16 protein-coding genes are annotated in these 18,010 nt (G+C 37.5%); 5 read left to right on the plus strand and 11 right to left on the minus strand.

The genetic code is table 11. The features are described from left to right. Positions 1-4: 4 nt before the first annotated feature. The 6 genes from ACIQZI_RS14880 to ACIQZI_RS14905 all read right to left on the minus strand — a co-directional run bounded on the left by ACIQZI_RS14880 (position 5) and on the right by ACIQZI_RS14905 (position 7,713). Positions 5-1,345: an MATE family efflux transporter gene (locus tag ACIQZI_RS14880; protein WP_403074277.1), complete on the minus strand. Its 1,341-nt coding sequence runs from the start codon at positions 1,343-1,345 to the stop codon at positions 5-7. Between the two features lies 1 nt (position 1,346). Next, on the minus strand, positions 1,347-2,237 hold the full coding sequence (locus ACIQZI_RS14885) for a metallophosphoesterase family protein (RefSeq protein ID WP_403074279.1): 891 nt from the start codon (positions 2,235-2,237) through the stop codon (positions 1,347-1,349). Positions 2,238-2,249: 12 nt separating this feature from the next. Beyond that, a complete protein-coding gene (locus tag ACIQZI_RS14890) occupies positions 2,250-3,146 on the minus strand; it encodes a carbohydrate ABC transporter permease (protein WP_403074281.1) in 897 nt (298 codons plus the stop codon). A 125-nt stretch (positions 3,147-3,271) separates the two neighbouring features. Continuing rightward, complete coding sequence (locus tag ACIQZI_RS14895; protein WP_403074283.1) at positions 3,272-4,966, minus strand: extracellular solute-binding protein; 1,695 nt, start codon at positions 4,964-4,966, stop codon at positions 3,272-3,274. Between the two features lie 26 nt (positions 4,967-4,992). Next, positions 4,993-5,970 (minus strand): ABC transporter permease, encoded by a 978-nt coding sequence (locus tag ACIQZI_RS14900; RefSeq protein WP_403074285.1) that lies wholly within the window; start codon positions 5,968-5,970, stop codon positions 4,993-4,995. A gap of 600 nt (positions 5,971-6,570) precedes the next feature. After that, positions 6,571-7,713, minus strand: a complete 1,143-nt coding sequence (locus ACIQZI_RS14905; RefSeq protein WP_062183834.1) for an ABC transporter ATP-binding protein — start codon at positions 7,711-7,713, stop codon at positions 6,571-6,573. An 845-nt stretch (positions 7,714-8,558) separates the two neighbouring features. Between ACIQZI_RS14905 and ACIQZI_RS14910 the strand changes: the two genes are divergently transcribed. The 3 genes from ACIQZI_RS14910 to pcp are packed head-to-tail and all read left to right on the plus strand — an operon-like array spanning position 8,559 to position 10,857. After that, the gene (locus ACIQZI_RS14910) at positions 8,559-9,248 is read left to right on the plus strand and encodes a DUF969 domain-containing protein (RefSeq protein WP_062183837.1); all 690 of its coding nucleotides are present in this window, start codon (positions 8,559-8,561) and stop codon (positions 9,246-9,248) included. Continuing rightward, positions 9,245-10,207, plus strand: a complete 963-nt coding sequence (locus tag ACIQZI_RS14915; RefSeq protein WP_062183840.1) for a DUF979 domain-containing protein — start codon at positions 9,245-9,247, stop codon at positions 10,205-10,207. Before ACIQZI_RS14910 ends, ACIQZI_RS14915 begins: the two co-directional genes overlap by 4 nt. A 2-nt stretch (positions 10,208-10,209) precedes the next feature. Then, positions 10,210-10,857, plus strand: a complete 648-nt coding sequence (gene pcp / locus ACIQZI_RS14920; RefSeq protein ID WP_062183843.1) for a pyroglutamyl-peptidase I — start codon at positions 10,210-10,212, stop codon at positions 10,855-10,857. Positions 10,858-11,808: 951 nt separating this feature from the next. Here the strand turns inward: pcp and ACIQZI_RS14925 are convergent. The 4 genes from ACIQZI_RS14925 to ACIQZI_RS14940 form a co-directional block, all read right to left on the minus strand. Continuing rightward, positions 11,809-12,159: a hypothetical protein gene (locus ACIQZI_RS14925; RefSeq protein WP_403074289.1), complete on the minus strand. Its 351-nt coding sequence runs from the start codon at positions 12,157-12,159 to the stop codon at positions 11,809-11,811. A gap of 152 nt (positions 12,160-12,311) precedes the next feature. Further along, positions 12,312-12,842: a GNAT family N-acetyltransferase gene (locus tag ACIQZI_RS14930; RefSeq protein ID WP_403074291.1), complete on the minus strand. Its 531-nt coding sequence runs from the start codon at positions 12,840-12,842 to the stop codon at positions 12,312-12,314. Positions 12,843-12,886: 44 nt separating this feature from the next. Next, a complete protein-coding gene (locus ACIQZI_RS14935) occupies positions 12,887-13,642 on the minus strand; it encodes an ABC transporter permease (RefSeq protein WP_403074293.1) in 756 nt (251 codons plus the stop codon). Continuing rightward, positions 13,639-14,331: an ABC transporter ATP-binding protein gene (locus ACIQZI_RS14940; RefSeq protein ID WP_403074295.1), complete on the minus strand. Its 693-nt coding sequence runs from the start codon at positions 14,329-14,331 to the stop codon at positions 13,639-13,641. The genes ACIQZI_RS14935 and ACIQZI_RS14940 overlap by 4 nt, the downstream gene beginning before the upstream one ends. A gap of 454 nt (positions 14,332-14,785) precedes the next feature. On the opposite strand from ACIQZI_RS14940, the gene ACIQZI_RS14945 reads away from it, so the two are divergent. Then, positions 14,786-14,908, plus strand: a complete 123-nt coding sequence (locus tag ACIQZI_RS14945) for a DUF4023 family protein (RefSeq protein ID WP_082675133.1) — start codon at positions 14,786-14,788, stop codon at positions 14,906-14,908. 263 nt (positions 14,909-15,171) lie between these two features. Here ACIQZI_RS14945 and ACIQZI_RS14950 read toward each other — a convergent pair whose 3' ends face one another. Further along, on the minus strand, positions 15,172-16,668 hold the full coding sequence (locus ACIQZI_RS14950) for an aldehyde dehydrogenase family protein (RefSeq protein WP_403074298.1): 1,497 nt from the start codon (positions 16,666-16,668) through the stop codon (positions 15,172-15,174). A 604-nt stretch (positions 16,669-17,272) separates the two neighbouring features. Between ACIQZI_RS14950 and ACIQZI_RS14955 the strand changes: the two genes are divergently transcribed. Then, positions 17,273-17,866 (plus strand): TetR/AcrR family transcriptional regulator, encoded by a 594-nt coding sequence (locus ACIQZI_RS14955; RefSeq protein ID WP_403074300.1) that lies wholly within the window; start codon positions 17,273-17,275, stop codon positions 17,864-17,866. The last annotated feature ends 144 nt before the right edge of the window (positions 17,867-18,010 follow it).

The raw sequence follows: 18,010 nt of genomic DNA on the forward strand, positions 1-18,010 counted from the left end.
TTTCTTAATCTACTAATATATTCAATGACTGCCAGCGCCTTTTTTTCCAACGTAAAAATAATAGGAATGCACGGATCCATTCATCCAATATAAAGACGATCCATATACCAACCAACCCGTACCCTAACCATACACCGACAACAAAACTCATCGGAATGACAAATCCCCATACGACGATGATACTGATCAATACTGGGTATTTCACATCTCCTGCCACATTCAGAGTGGAAACGAGGAGAACATTTGCCGCTCTAGCTGGTTCTAATAAAATACTTAGAAAAACAAGGAGAACAGTGAGATGCTTAATGTCTTCGTTTGCTGTAAAAAATGAAATAATGGTTGCAGATAATAAGGCGATAAGAGCTGTTAGAATAGTTGTTACAACAATACTTTTCATTAATAATCTTATTGAAAAATTATAAGCATTATCGTGCATTTTATTGCCAATCAGCTTCCCAGTGATGATTTGCGCAGCTTGTGAAATGGCCATTGAACATGCAAAGACAATCGAAGTGATTGCTTGAGTATAAATCTTAGTCGTAATCGTAGCAGCACCCAAGCTTGCAATGAAACCAGTGATAATCACTTGCGATAAATTGTAGGAGACGTGTTCTCCGGCTGAGGGAACCCCAAGGACCAGAATTTTTTTCATTGCCTTCCATTCTAACTTTAACCAATTGATGACACCAAACAGAAGTTTCTTATGCATCATAAAATACATACATAATACAATCATACCGATCATCCGGCTTATATTCGTCGCAACAGCAACGCCAAATACTCCTTCACCTAATATTGTAATCGGTGTAAACAATACAATATAGTTAAAAGCAATATTTAAAATGTTTATCATTATTGTCACAAACATAACAAGCTTTACCATTGAGTAACTTCTAAATATACTCCCCATCAGGCCCATAATCGAATGAAAAACAAGTCCATATGCAATTACCTTTAAATAGGTAGATGCCTCGACCATTAAACTTTCAGGTGTTTGCAGCATTTTCAGGAAGGACTCATTAAAGACTACTAATACCGTCGTCATGCAGATCGTAAACATGACATTTAAATAAAATGCATGTGATACAACTTTTGCACTTTTTTCTTTTTGACCGGTACTGGAAAGTTGGGTTAACTGAATCGTTGTTCCAATATTAATAAATCCGTATATCATCGTTGTAACAACAATGATTTGATTCGCTAAACCAACTGCTGCAACACTATTATCTGAATACTGACTCAACATCAGTACATCCATGTTGCCGAGTAGTAATTGAAACAATTGCTCTACTAATAAAGGAATAAACAAATATTTAAATCGTGGGATTTCCTGGTGATTTTTCATGCTATTTGTAATCTTGATACTTTGTTGTTTCAATGAGATATGTCTCAAATACCTGTTGATTACTTAATTCGATGACACGCGCACCACGAGTAAGCTCACCATAGCACTGAAATCCACTAATTCTACCATAGCATAATCGAATATCATGATAGTCAGCAACAAAGTCATTGTCATGATCATGACCACAAAATATACCTGCGACATGCCCATTTAGTAATAATGAAGTGAATAGTCCCGTATTCACCATTGGTGAAGAAATGCTCTCATTTCTCTGCCCACTCACTTGCCCTTCCATAAATGCTTCTTTATATTCTGGAAGTGGAATATGCAAGAATAATAAATCCTTTTTAAAATCTTGTTCTCTATTACGATATTGATTAGAAACTTCGTTAAACCATGTCACTTGATCTGGATGAACAAACTCGTAAGTTCCAATTCCAAGCGGATCAATTGAACCGCTGTCGATGAAATAAAGGACATTTGCAACTTCATCACGTTGATTTTTAATTTCAACACAATAAGACGCTCGATCATTTGCAATATGCAAATGTTTTTTCTCAACAAGCAAATCAATTTTTTCTTCCATTTTTCTTAATTCAGAACGTGAAATTCCTTCTTCTGAATCATGGTTACCATACGTAATCGCGATTGGTTTCTTTAATTCATTTAATACCTTTATCAATTCAGCGAAACTTTTTTCCGGCCCCAGAACACCTTCAGACCAAATCAAATCTCCGGTAATCACAATTAAATCCGGATTTGCTTTTTCAGTCATATCCTTTATATGATCAAACGTAAGATCATCATGTTCATGAAATGGCATTGAACCCACATGTAAATCAGTCAATTGTAAAATCCTAAACTTTCCTTCTTCTCTCATCATAAGCTCCATCAATTAAGCCTCCTATTCTTTCACTGATCCAATATTCACACCTTTTACAAAATGCTTTTGGATAAATGGATAGATCATAATAATAGGTGCTACAACTAGAATAATGGTTGCCATCTTTAATGAATCACCGGTAACCGTAATTTTTTCTAATGCTGCATATGCACCTGAGTTTCTAAGTAATGCATCTGCCATTGCTTGTTGTCTCGTTAACATTTCCTGTAATAGAGTTGCAAGTGGCTTTAATTCAGGATTTCTTACATAGAACGATCCTGAGAACCAATCATTCCAATGGGCAACCGCATTAAATAGTCCTATTGTTGCAATAACCGGTTTACTCATCGGCAAGATAATCTTCAAGAAAATTTGAAATTCACTACAGCCATCAATTCTAGCCGCTTCTTCAATACTATCTGGTATTGCCTGAAAAAACGTCTTCATAATTAAAATATTCCATACACTATAAAGACTTGGGATAATATAAACCCAGATTGTATTTGTTAAATGGAGTTCCGTTAATACTAAATAATAAGGAACGATACCACCGCTAAATAACATTGTAAAAAAGATAAAAAATGTGATGACCTTTCTACCAGGTAATGTTTTCGTTTTAAGTGCGTAAGCCGCCATTGCCGTTAAAAATACACTAATGATCGTTCCTACTACTGTTCTGAACAAACTAATTCCAAGTGCATTTAAGATAGATGATTGTTGAAATACCTCGATATAATTCCCAAAGCTAAACTCTCTAGGGAAAAAGTAAATTCCGCCCCTTTGCGCATCGGTTCCTTCATTTAACGATAGAGCTAAAATATTTAAAAAAGGAAGAATAATAGATAAGCAAAGTAGAACCACGATAACGATATTGAAAGTTTTAAAAAACCGCCATGTTTTATCATGCTCGTTGAACATGTGAATTCCTCCTTTATTAAAGCAAGAGGGTGTCCCAAAAGGATCTGACTTCGCACTCTATACACTGTATATAGTCGTAGAGAGGTCTGACCCTTTCGTTACGGGAGAGCCCCCATTTAATAGTTTTAGAATCTAATTGTCGTACCTTCTTTTTCTTTCTTTTCAACCAGCTGGATATATTCATTTAACCCTGACTTTTCAAGCAATTCTTTTGATTCTTGTAAGATTTGTGCTGCTTCTTTCTCTGACTTACTATAGTAAGCACGTAATAAATTTTCATTGTACGTATCGAGAGCAATGTTTAAATTGTCACCATTTTCAAGTTCGAAAATAAATGATTTAGGTGTTGATCCGTCAATTACTTGTGCATTTTTTAATCTTTCATCATAATTCCACATCTCAATGATTTTTTCCGCAGCTTGTGTATCTTCATCAGCAACTCTTGCACCGTATTCAAATTCACCAAAGTCTGCCATATTATCAATGTCTGTATAGCCAAGATGTTCTGCCCAATATGAACCCGCTCCTCTGAAACCAAGTTTCGCAGCTTGTGCAGGATCGTTTTCTTTTAATTCTAAAACTTCTTTCTTAACAATTGGATTACCCTTTTCATCTAACGTGTAGTCTCTTCCTTCGATTCCATATTGGCTTAATAATTTACCTTCACGACTTGCTAAAAAGTCGGCTAATTTTACAATATCTTCTGGATACTCTGTTGTTTTCGGGATTGACCAACCAGCATATCCTGATTTATACGTTAATTGCATTTGATAATCGCCTTCAACTGTATCGATCGGTCCAAGCGGAACATATTTCATATCGTTATTTTGAACAACATAGTTATGCATATCAGCTACAATTCCAAATGATTTGTTGACAATACCTTCTTTTGCTCGATTTTCTTCCATTGTAAAGAATTCTGGATGAAGAAGATTCTCTGCTAATAAATCCCTGACAAAGTTAACACGCTTTAAACCATAACCTGTTTGAGCCTCATGCTTAATTTTCCCATCTTCATCTTTTAAGAATTTCTCTCCAGTTTCACCTGACCATACAAGATCATTGAAAATAAAGTCTCTGTCAGCTCCACCCCATGCAGTTGGACCAATCGGTGTTACCGGCTTTCCATTCTCATCTTTAAAATTACCTTCTTTAATCTTCACGGCTAAGTCACGTAATTCTTCCGTTGTATCGATTTCCATCGGATCAATCCCTAATTGATCGACAATCTCTTTTAAAATATAAGGTCCACCAACATATTTACGTTTAACAGTACCAGGCTCACGAGCCATTGACATATGAGCGAAGTAACTTGCACCTTTAAATTCATCTCTAAACATAATATTGTCTTTCGTATCTTTTGGTAGGTAACCTTCTTCAAAATATTTACTATAAATCTCTGTTTCTTTCAACATCGGTGTTAAATCATGGAACATCCCTTCACGACCAGCTTTTAATAATATTTGCATCTCAGGTCGTCCACTATGATCCAAGTAATAAGCAACAAAATCAGGTAAATCTCCTGATGCTAACCCTGTAGTCAATGCCTCAGTCGAATCTTCAACTGTAATCCCTTGTAATTCTAATGTAATCCCTGTTTTTTTCTTTAATTCTGCAGCGATTTCAGGGTTCATTCCCGCTGAAACGTCGCCATCACTCATGAATACTAACCCTTTAATTGTTCGATCTGCAATCCATGTATCAGGTGCACCCTCTGGCTTTTCATGATTCATTGTCTCTTTTGAATTATTCGAACAAGCGGTAAGTAACAGAATGCCTACTAATAACAGTGTTAGTAACTTATATGACATCTTTTTCATAGTGAGTGTATTCCCTCCAATTTCATTTACCATAATGATGTATTAAATTTCTTACTAGAAAAACGGTTAACTACTAACACAAGGATTAAACCTACAATCCCTTGCATCATTCCTACTGCTGTTGCATATCCAAATTGGCCACTTTGAAGCCCAGTGCGAATGACATACGTATCAATAATTTCAGAAACCTCCGCATTTCCTGGTGTTTTTAATAAATAGATTTGATCGAATCCTGCAGATAAGATATTCCCTAACGATAAAATGAATAAAATTAAAATCGTCGGTCTAATACCCGTTAATGTGATGTGCCAAATTTGTCTCCATCTATTTGCCCCATCAATGGCTGCGGCCTCATAAAGGCTAGGGCTAATCCCCATAATTGCGGCAAAATAAATGATAGAATTCCAACCAATATCCTTCCAAACATAGCTCCAAAACATGATAGAATGAAAACTCTCTTCTTCCATTAAGAAGAACGTGCTACCATCACCTCCAAAGAACGAAATCACTTGATTTAGTAGTCCTGTGTTCGGTGCTAAAATACTTTGTAAGATCCCTACCACAACAACCCATGATAAAAAGTGTGGCAAGTAGGTAATACTTTGAAAAAAGCTTCTTATTTTATTATTTTTAATTTCATTAAACATAAGTGCTAAAATAATCGGAAACGGCAATGCCAATATTAATTTCATCGAGCTGATGATGAGTGTATTTTTAATAAATGTCCAACTTTGAGGGGCGTTAAAAAATCGTTCAAAGTATTGGAAGCCAACCCAAGCACCACCAAAAAGTCCTGTATCAAATCGAAATTCCTTGAATGCCAATACCATACCAGCCATAGGTAAATAGGAGAAAATAATGAAGAATATAATACAAGGTAAGAGCATGAAATATTGTGCACGATGCTGCCAGATATTTTCATAGCTAAGCTTCATTGGCTTTACCTTGTGCTTTTTTTTCTTCTTAGGTGCTGTCTCAATATTGTTTCCAGATGTGATATCCATTCAACTAACTCCTCCTTTCTAACCCTCTTTTGATTTTTTCGTAAAATAAAGTGAAACTTCGATCAGTGGAGAGGCTTCATCCCCCACTGATTATTAGTCCCGTTCTAGTGTCGCTAAATCTTCGATAAAGCGATACTACGAACCCGATTCAATGAATCACAGACTAAGCAACGTCTGTGTGACCCACATCCTGTGACTTTTGAAGACCACAAAGGTAAGTTTCACTATATCTCACCCATCGGGCTTTTTCATAAAAAAGCGAGGCGACTGCCCAGCCCCGACAAGCATAAGATGGAATACGGCGTGGCGTAGTTTGCCACAGAGTATTACAGCTTATGACCTCAGACGGGCTAGGAGCCGCAACTAGATTGGGCAGTTGTCCCCCACCTACGCTTCTTCGATTCCTCTAAGCCTGGAGATGGGGTCTTGACTTTCCGTTAATGCGGAATAAACGAGATTCGTTAATAAAATTCAGTTGGTGAATACGAGTACTGAATGATTCGTTCTTTAGTTGACCTACGGTACTTCCACTCGAAAGAAAATATGTGACTGATGTGCATCAGGTGTAACAGTCCATTGATCGTTTCCTAATTAGTCGTTTTAAATAGCGACAACTTTTTCATCTTTGTTCATTCCTACCGGATTTAATTCGATTCGTTCTGTTGTTTCTTTATCAAAAAAGTGAATGTTTTCAAAATCAAAGGTCATTTCAATTGATTGACCTGTTTCAAATGGCTCCATCGCATCCACTTTGGCAATTAGTGCTTTTTCATTTAATTTCACATGTAATATGATTTCAGAACCTGTTAACTCTGCTAATTCAACATTTGTTTTAAAGTCAAATTTTCTGTTACTTTGTTCATGTTTATCAGATCGTCTAATATGTTCAGGTCGAACCCCGACAACTAGGCTTTTATTTAGATAGCCTATTGCTTTTAAATGATTAATTTGTTCGCTTGGGAGTGGAATAATCATCCCTACGACATCTAGTCCAGCTTCTGTTAACGTACCTTCAATAAAATTCATCGCAGGGGCACCAATGAAACTACCAACAAAGATATTGTTTGGTTTTGCATAGATTTCTCGAGGTGTTCCTACTTGTTGAATGACACCATCCTTTAATACGACAATTCTAGATGCCATCGTCATTGCTTCCGTTTGATCATGGGTAACATATATCGTTGTTGTTTTTAATTCTTTATGAAGTTTCGTAATTTCAGCACGCATTTGCGTTCTTAATTTGGCATCAAGATTAGAAAGCGGCTCGTCCATTAAGAATACTTTCGCATCTCGTACGATCGCTCTACCAAGGGCTACACGTTGTCTTTGACCACCAGATAAAGCCTTTGGTTTTCGTTCTAACAAAGATTCAATATCTAAAATTTTGGCTGCTTTATGTACACGTTCATTGATTTCTTTTTTTGGTACCTTTCTTAACTTTAAAGAAAAAGCCATATTGCCAAATACAGTCATATGTGGATATAACGCATAGTTCTGGAAAACCATCGCAATATCTCTGTCTTTCGGATGGAGATTATTTACTACCTTGTCATCTATGAGAAGTTCACCGCCACTAATACTTTCTAGACCGGCTATCATTCTTAATGTTGTCGATTTCCCACAACCTGATGGTCCAACAAATACAATAAACTCTTCATCATTTATGGTTAAATTAAAGTCTTTAACTGCTTTTACGCCGCCACTATACTCTTTAGAAAGATTACGTATAAGTAATTTAGCCATGTTGCCTCCTAAACAAGCTTTTTTATTCTCTTTTTCGTTTTGTTTTGCTTTTGTTTACTTTTACAATTTACCAATCAAACATTAAGTAAATATTTTGATAATGTAAAAGATTCATTAATCTATTTGTTAATCCAACATCGGCCAGTTCATAGATTTACCGTAAGAAGCATTTTTTCATTGGATCGATTCGCTACTCAAATTTCCTCATAAAGTGGAACTTCAATCAGCGTGGGAGATTACTCCCGTTAATGCGGAATAAATACGAAAGAAGCAGGGCAATCTAAGATGCCCTGCTTCTTTCGTATTTATATTCTTGTGATCACCAAAGAGGTCGTCCAAAGGGAGAGAATATCTTAAAGAGAAAATGACGTTTCTTCGTACGCACTAAGCGTCCCCTTAGACTGAAACACACCATGATCAGAAGGTAGTGCTTTATTCAGATAGCATTTACATCATGAATGTCATCTTCAATATCCCCTTCTTCCATTGCTCGACTAGTTGCTTAAACGAATGTAGTTCTTGTGGTTACATTCTTCGCTCAGCCTTTGATCTGATAAAAATTATTACATTACATAAAACATTCCCTTCCTTTCATAAATTAAATTATGTTAAAATAACGTTCACACTAAAATAAAGTGCTATTTTTCAGATAAAGTGAAACTACGAACCCGATTGGTTCAACTAAACCTCTGCTTACGCATCGGTAAGTTCACTTTATCTCACCTATCGGGGCTTTACAGGCTGTTTATCCCCCACCTATTTCCCTTGATTTCTCACTAAAATGGACTTGGGGGTATTACAGCCTGTTAAACCGGGATAAATTGCACCTAAGGAGATGGAGTTATATGGTATTGATTGGCGTTGCCTTAATTATTATAGGCTTTGCAATAAGGTTAAATCCGCTAGTTGTCGTGACAGTATCCGGTTTGGTGACTGGCTTAATTGCAGGTCTACCGATCGTGGACATTATTACGCAATTTGGGGAAGCATTTACAACGAATCGTTATATGTCGATTTTACTCGTAACCCTTCCGGTAATTGGACTATTAGAGAGAAGTGGCTTACAAAATCAAGCTGGACATCTCGTTTCAAAAATTAAAGCAGCGACGGCCGGTCGAATTATCACTATTTATTTACTTTGTCGTGAAGTTGGGGCTGCTCTCGGATTACTTAGTATTGGTGGGCACCCTCAAACTGTACGTCCTCTACTAGCACCGATGGCTGAAGGAGCTGCCAAGGCAAAATATGGGGAAGTTCCAGAGGAAGATCGGGAAGAAATTCGCGCCCATGCGGCAGCTGCTGATAATATCGGCCTATTTTTCGGCGAGGATATATTTGTAGCAGTTGGAGCGATTTTATTAATGAAGGGTTTCTTTGATCAAAATGGAATTGAAGCAGATCCAATTTCAATGGCGCTTTGGGGAATCCCTACAGCGATTTTCGCCTTAATTGTTCATTCAATTAGACTTTACTTGTTTGATAAAAAGCTCGATCGAAAATTAGGTTCAAAAGCTAAGAAGGATGTGATCGGATGATTTTTTCAGTTGAATTTATTTATATTATAATGGGAATCATCGGATTGTGTTGTTCCTTATATACTTTTGCTGATAAAGCGAACCCTCGTCGCCTTTTATCTGGATTATTTTATTTCATCTACTCCATCACTCTATTATTCGGAAGTGTTATCCCACCATTTTATATTGGATTAATGGTTATTTTGATGGTACTTATCGTTGGTATGGGTGGACTTCGCAAAGGTCAATATGGTGAATCATCCGATCAACAACGAGAAACACAACGTAAACGTTTAGGTAGTTGGTTATTCTTACCTGCACTACTTATCCCCATCTTAACAGTTGCCGGAGCAAAGGGCTTTGAAGGAGTAAAAATTGGTTCCTTATTTATTTTTGATCCCAAAAATACAACATTGGTAGCATTGGGTGTTGCCTGTTTGATTGCGATAATAACAGCAATGATGTTAACAAAAAACACCCCACAAACAGCGATAAAGGAATCTCGCCGCCTTTTAGAAGCGATCGGCTGGGCAGTTGTATTGCCACAGCTTTTAGCAACATTAGGTACAATTTTTACACAAGCTGGAGTCGGAACAGTTGTATCTGATGTCGTGACTCAGTTCATTCCGGAAAACTCTTTATTTATGATCGTTTTTGTATTCTGTATTGGAATGGCACTATTTACGATGATTATGGGAAATGCATTTGCAGCGTTTCCAGTAATGGCTGCAGGCATTGCTGTGCCATTTTTAATTACTCAATTTGACGCAAATCCGAATCACATTGCTGCAATCTCTATGTTTGCTGGTTATTGTGGAACACTAATGACTCCCATGGCAGCAAATTTCAATATCGTCCCTGCCGCCTTATTAGATTTGAAGGATAAAAATCATGTTATCCGTGTACAAATTCCAACAGCATTAATCGTGCTTGCATTCAATATTATACTTATGTATTTACTTGTAAAATTGGAGGTCTAATGATGAGAAAAAAGGTATTAGTAACCGGCTTCGATCCATTTGGTAAGGATACAATAAATCCAGCTCTAGAAGCAGTCAAGCAATTAGAAGGTGTTATCATAGATGACGTGGAGATTGTAACTCAAGTAGTGCCCACTGTCTTTCATGATTCAATCAAAGCTGCGATAAAAGCGATTGAATCATATAAGCCTGATGTAGTCATTTGTGTTGGCCAAGCAGGGGGACGTACACAAATAACCCCCGAGCGAATCGCCATTAATGTCGATGATGCACGAATTCCAGATAATCAGAAAAAACAACCGATTGATGAACCTATTTCAGAGGACGGCCCAGCTGCATATTGGTCAACTTTGCCGATCAAACGGATGGTTCATCAGATGAGGAAAGACGGAGTCCCAGCTTCCGTTTCCAATACTGCAGGGACTTTTGTTTGTAACCATCTATTTTATGGATTAATGCACTATTTAACTAATCATGCACCACAAATACGTGGCGGCTTTATCCATATTCCATATATTCCAGAGCAGACGATTGAAAATGGTTCTCCTAGTTTAAGTCTTGACGTTATTGTGCGTGGGCTCAAAACCGCAGCAGTCATTGCAGCTACTGAAAAAGAGGATATTCGAGAAATTGGTGGTACAATTCACTAATCTCTCATTTTGATACGAGCTAAATCTTACTTATATTTAAAGGGAGTCACATAAGGGTCTTACCTCACACTCTAAATCAGTATGTAGTGTCTCATACACATATCTTTTACTGTATTTAGTTGCTGCGGGGTCTGACCCTTTGCTTTTTGGGACATCCTCTTTTTTCTTCGACAACCCTTTAGACTTACGAAAAGCTCTTGTGAGAAAGACAATCTATCATCTATGAAATGAAAACCATTTGAAGTCCCCGCCAAGCAAATTGTGCCAGTTATCATTATGTCGAAATTTGAATTACAGAAACCTTTGCAAATGTAAGCGTTTTCTATTAAAATCATTAATAGGCGGGTGACATGCGGGGTCATCATTGTATTCGGCGAAGGCGGGGCCAATACAGGAGAGTTCTTTCATAAACATTTTTATAGCAAGAACGAGTATGGTGTTTTAAAGCCAACCTTTAGTATGAAGGATGTTTACATTCATAAATATCCAAGCTACCTCCAATAAGGTAGGGTATGCGGCGCAACACGACAAGTTCTTATACAAATCTTGTGTTAACTTTCAAGTTATTTGTTCATGCTTCTTAGATTCATGTAGCTCTGTCCCCCTTTTCCTTCATACAAAAGCTGGTTTATCCCATTCATTTAAACTTTACTATCTTTTTACTTTTCATGTATAAAAGAATTATAGTTGGCAATTATAATATAAAGGCAGTTTAATAGTTAGCTGGAGGTGAATGTATTGCAAGAAAACACAAAGAGGTTGACTGATTTTTTTCAAGACGATCGATTTGAATTAAACTCGTACCTCACTTATATGTTTAATCAATTTGATGATTATGCCCAAAAACCATTGGAAGACCAATTGATAAAGTGAAAGGATAGACATCATGATTAAAGAAAATAGATAAGCGACTTGGTTATTCTAAAGAGATAATCAGGTCGCTTATTATTATTAGGCTTGACCTAAAAGCGGTTCGTGAAATTTCATTTTAATATGTAACTGAGCTTGATCACGATAAGAACGATAGGATACAATCTTTTCGTCAGTCGTCTGCACGTCCAACTGTAAAATATGAGTGCCCCTCATTTCTAAATAATAATGAATCCCCTCTTTTTCCAAATGATAAAACGAATAGGAGATCCCTAAAAGTGTGCGATTTTCTTGTTGTGTTTTTGAATGATGAAGTACATAGTCCGCCAATTCTTGGATCGTAGTAGTTGTTCCTGTCATCGCAGATTTCACACGGACAGCTGCTTGTCGAAAAGTCGATTTTACATTGTCCACAATTTGATTCAATTTCATGAAGATTCTCCCTTTCAATTCGTAAGTTATTTGATTGTTGCTCTAAATATTATTTGATTCTTTGCTGCCATACATTCAGACGTAAAGACGGTCTTGGGGCTTCTCACCTCTACTCAAACTTCTACCAGCCTCGTTTCATTCAAATAGCTGACTCATGTAAAGAATTCTTTCGCATATTCTACGGTTCCAGTAATATGATCTAAAGCTTGCGATTTCAGCTCCAATGCCATAAACGCTTCATTTGGCACTTCAAAAGGTGCCGATATCCTGTATTTGCTTGCTGGAACAAACCCAAAGCGCGGATAATAATCTGCATGCCCGAGCACAATTACAGATTCAAAACCAAAAGATTTTGCTCGATTTATTCCCTCTAGAATGAGCTTGCTACCAATCCCTTCCCCTTGGTAATTAGGTAAAACTGCAACTGGTGCAAGAGCAAGGGATGGGTACTTTTCTTTTCCATTATGTATCATAATTTTTGTAAATAAAATATGACCAACAATGTCTTTCTCCAGTACGGCAAGTAAGGAGAGCTCTGGAATAAAAGCATCACTCTTTCGTAGCCTCGCCACTAGATTGTGTTCATCATGATCGGTATATTCTGCATGTTCAAAAGCTGACTTTATTAGAGATTCAACTACACGATAATCTGAACTGGTTTCTTGTTTGATTGTAATGTTCATTTTAATCACCTTTCTATATGATTTGAATTCTCAAATCTTGTATTTTACCAAGCACTTATATCCAACTGCTGATTCTTATTAAATAATCCAGGATAAATGAGAAAGCCTAGGATAATAGCGGTCAGGACTGCTGCAAACAAGATCATAAAGACAATCAATAGTTGAAAACGGACGGCTTGAACAGGATCAGCTCCAGCTATAATCTGGCCGGTCATCATGCCGGGAAGCTGGACAAGACCAATTGTTCTTTGCCCTTCAATCGTTGGGATTAAACTGGACCGTATGGATTGTTTTAAGATTGGATATATGGATTGTTTCACACTGCCCCCAAGGGACAAGACGAGCACAACTTCTTCTTTTCTCATTTCCAACTCAGCTTTTAAACGATTTAAGAAAAGATTGGCAATGACCATTGAATTACCGATAATCATCCCACTAATCGAGATTATGTACTGCGGAGTCGCCGGTACGATCTGTAATCCAAGTAAAAAACCTTGAGTTATTATCTCAACGATACTAATCGTCAAGAAAATTTTCCAAAAAATACGTGGCAAACCTTTACCGCGTTTCGCTGCGTTTTTAGCTGCTACGAACACCATAACTAGAAGCATCAAAATCATCGCAAGTGGATTCTCAAAACCGAATACGGTGTTAAGTATATAGCCAACAATCAATAATTGAATAGTAGCACGAATACTCGTAATAATCAGGTCTCGACCAAGGCCCAATTTAAATGCTTGTGAAAGAAAAAAGGAAAAAATAACAAATCCAAAACTAAAGAGAAGGGCAATCAAGCTCATTTGTACTCCCTCCTCAACTCCAAAAAGTGTTTCGTCTGCGCTTCTTTTGGCTTAACAAAAAATTGCTTAGTAGGAGCCGCTTCGACTACTTTCCCATCGATCACAAGCCACGTTTGATCGCCCACTCTTTCTGCTTGTGATTGATCATGGGTAACCCAGAGAATCGTCGTTTGCTTTTCACGGTTAATCCGTAAAATAAGTTCTTCTACCTCATGTGCAGACAAAGAATCCAATGCTGATGTCACTTCATCGAGCAATAAAATAGCTGGATCGTTCACAAGTGTTCGAGCAAGCGATAACCTTTGCCTCTGTCCACCCGAAAGCTCTTTGGCTTGACGGGATAAATGATCTTCTGTTAGACCAACAAACTCCATATACTTCTTTGGATCTTCTAACGTTCTACCCTGCAGCCGTAAAGGCAAGGACAAATTATCTAACACAGTTCCTGTAAGCATAGGAGCGCCTTGAAAAGCAATACCGACCCGACGTCTAAGCTCCTGGATATTCCACTCTCGAACGTCTTTTCCTCGAATTCGTACCTCCCCTTCATCAGGAGTAAGCAACAAATTACAAAGTGATAAAATCGTGCTCTTCCCTGATCCCGATGGTCCTATAATCGTAACAATCGACCCTTTTTCTATCTCCCCTCTAACTCCTTTTAATACATCGACCGCCTCGTGCTGATTCATATATGATTTACTGACGTTTATGAATTCAACTTCCGTAGTCATAATTGGTAGCCATCACTCCCCATCATCCTTCTTTATTATCGAGTATATACTATCTAGTTGCTATTTTTTATATTTCAAGGATTATTTTGTGAATTTTGGTGCTTTACTAATCCACTTGGGCTTTTTACTCACCATTTCATATTTGCTACATGAAGCCTTTCATTTGTTGGTATGCATCTTTCTAAGGTTTTTGGTTATATTAAAAACTACTTGATAAAATGAAACTTCAATCAGTGGGATTTTCTTATCCCTACTGATTGTTAGTCCGGTTCTACTAAACCGCTAAAGATCACCGCGGTAAGTTTCACTTTATCTCACCAATCGGGCTTTTCTGGGTAGTTATCCCCACTGATTCTTCTAAGACTAAGGGGGGTACTGCCCGTTAATGCGGGATAAACGAGGAGGAATAACGATGAAACAAGAAAGTACACATGATTATGTAGAGAAATTACGTGAAACAAAGAAAAAGAACGAACGAAATAAAAAGAGGCAAGGTAACGGTCATCCTGAAGAGAAATTGCCAAATAATCAGTAGCGATTACAAGTTTATCTCCCTAAAAAATCAGGTTAGTGGATTGTTTGGAAGATATTATTCGATTCAACTTGAAGCAATTCTTTCATCCGACAGTGTTTGAAGAGTAGCAAATCGCTTCATTAATATGGGCTTTTCTATACACTTTATAGAGAAAAAAGGGCTACCCGATAAGTCGATAGTTCGACTTTCGGGACAGCCCTCGTTTTCTCTATAAATCAAGTATCTAGCAGTATTGAAACTCGCTATCCATCCATATAAAATCTTTAATCTAAATTAATCCAGACATTCTTGACTTCTGTATACATATCAATCGATGCTGAACCATTTTCTCGACCGATTCCACTTTGTTTGTACCCGCCAAAAGGAGAAGCTGGATCTAAGAGACTGTATGTGTTCACCCATACATTACCTGTTTTCATTGCATGAGCTACTTTATGTGCTTTACGGACATCCGTTGTGCAGATCCCTCCACCCAAGCCATAATCTGTTTTGTTGGCTAGCTTAATGACTTCATCAATGTCATCAAATGGCATAGCTGAAACGACAGGTCCAAAGATCTCTTCTTGAGCAATTCTCATATCATTCGTTACATTAGCCAACACAGTAGGTTTGACATAATGGCCATTTGCCAAGTCACTCGCTGTCGTATTACCGCCAACTAACAATTCAGCACCTTCTCGCTGTCCAATATCCAAATAATTCAACACCCGATTTTTTTGCTTTTCAGAAATGAGCGGTCCTAAAACGGTTGATCGGTCAAATCCGTCACCCACTCGATAATTCTTCGTATACTCACTTAAATCACTCATAAATCGGTCGTAAATTTTCTTCTCAACAAATAACCGGGAACCAGCCACGCAGACTTGGCCTGAATTCATAAAAATGGCATTAGCTGCATTCCGAAGAGCTACATCATAATCCGCATCAGCAAAAATAATGTGCGCTGATTTACCACCTAATTCTAGTGAGACTTTCTTAACATTTACTGCACCAGCTTGCATAATTTGTTTCCCAACTGCCGTTGAACCGGTAAACGCAATTTTATCAACATCGGGATGTGCAGTTAATGCCGCACCGGCTGTTTGTCCAAATCCAGTCACAATATTGACGACCCCATCCGGAAAACCAGCTTCTTGAATCAGTTCACCTAATCGTAATGCAGTTAATGGTGTGTTTTCTGCTGGTTTCAACACGACCGTATTCCCTACTGATAATGGTGCTGCCAACTTCCAAACTGCCATCAACAATGGAGCGTTCCAAGGGATAATTTGACCACAGACCCCAATTGGTTCCCGTCTTGTATAGTTAAAAATATTTCCTGGAACAGAAACTGGTATGGTCTCCCCTGTAATCTTGGTTGCCCATCCTGCATGATACCGAATATTCTCAGCAGCCGAGCTTGCCATTCCTGCGGTGAAATTAACTGGTGCCCCGTTATCAAGCGTTTCCAAGTGAGAAAGTTCTTCAGCATTTTCCTCAATTAGATCAGCAAATTTAAACAGTAGTTTAGCACGTTCAGCTGGTTTCATTTTGGGCCATGGTCCTTCATCAAATGCAATACGTGCTGCAGCTACTGCACGGTTAATATCTTCCTTATCCCCTTCTGGAACCGAAGTAATAACCTCACCATTTGCTGGATTCATTGTTTCAAATCTCTTTCCTGAAGCAGCTTCCACCCATTGTCCATTTATTAACATGTTTTTCGGGGTAGACGTAAATTTAACAGCTTTAGAGTTTAACGAAATTAATGTTGTAGACATAATAATTCCCCATTCCGTTGTTAAAGTTTTTGAACTACTTTGTAAAAAGACAAAATAAAACGATCCACATAAAGGTCCATGTTAATATGCTCGTTAGAAACGTTTAAACGCTGACCAATTCGAATGATGCCCGTTGCTACTTTATGAAAAACACGTACGAAATTTCCAGTTTATATTCGTCTTCCATTTTGCCACAGCTTCCTTCTAATGGTATGCTTGTCCAACCGAAATATTACTACTTATACCACACCCAACCTATTTAGCCATTACACCTTCAGTTAATAATCTTCTTAGGCGGCTTGCTCGCACTCCTCCTATACCAAGAGCTACTATTTTTACATCTAACTTTCACATAACAAAATCCCCCTTATTATTTCTTTAGAACGAAAATGAGGTAGTTCTTACACTACATTTAGCTCTAAATTTGTTATCATTATTTAAAGCGCTCGCATTTCATCTTCTTGAAAGTACTACTTGCTGTTAGTATTAGTTTATCAACTATACAAAAAGAAACAATCATTAAAATATGAGAGTTTGTCTACCTAGACAACACTTTTTCATATTGTGTTCAATGCGATGAAAAAACTTTTCGGGGGTGCTTGTGATGACTGATAAGCATGGGGTAAATAGAAGAGTACGGAGAACGAAACGGGTCATTAAAGAAGCCTATTCTTCGTTAATTCAAGAAAAAGGGTACTCTAATGTCACCGTCAAAGACATCGTTGAGCGAGCAGATTATAACCGATCATCCTTCTATAATTATTACACGTGTAAGGAGGCTTTAACGGAAGAACTAGTAGAGGAGATGATTGAAGGGTTTAAAAAAGCAAACCGTCAACCTTATAAACAATCAAACTATTTGAAATTTGATACGCTTCCTCCATCTTCAGTTGCTATATTTCAATATATTTATGAACATGCCTCCTACTTTAGACTCTTAATTGCAGCTGACCCCATCCCTGGTTTACTTGATCAGATTGTTCATACGATTAATCTATTACAGAAGGAAATCACATTTACAGCCGACCAACATGTAGATCGTAATGGTGATCATTTTATTACTTTTCGCACCTATGGTTTTTTGGGACTTATTCTAGAGTGGATTCAGAGTAATTATGCACGACCCCCAGTTGAATTAGCCAAACAGCTAATAGAAATCTGTAGCATGAGTGCTCCTTCCATTCAGATCAATGACTGAATATGTTAAGAATTCGGATGATGCCTTGCATATTTACAATATTTTTTCAATATCCACTTCATCTTCTTCCGGTTTAGTTGTTGACGCAAAACGATGTACAACACGTCCATCTTGATCCATGAATAATTTCGTAAGGTTCCATTT

The sequence above is a fragment of the Peribacillus sp. NPDC096379 genome (assembly GCF_044762875.1).
Lineage (GTDB): Bacteria > Bacillota > Bacilli > Bacillales > DSM-1321 > Peribacillus.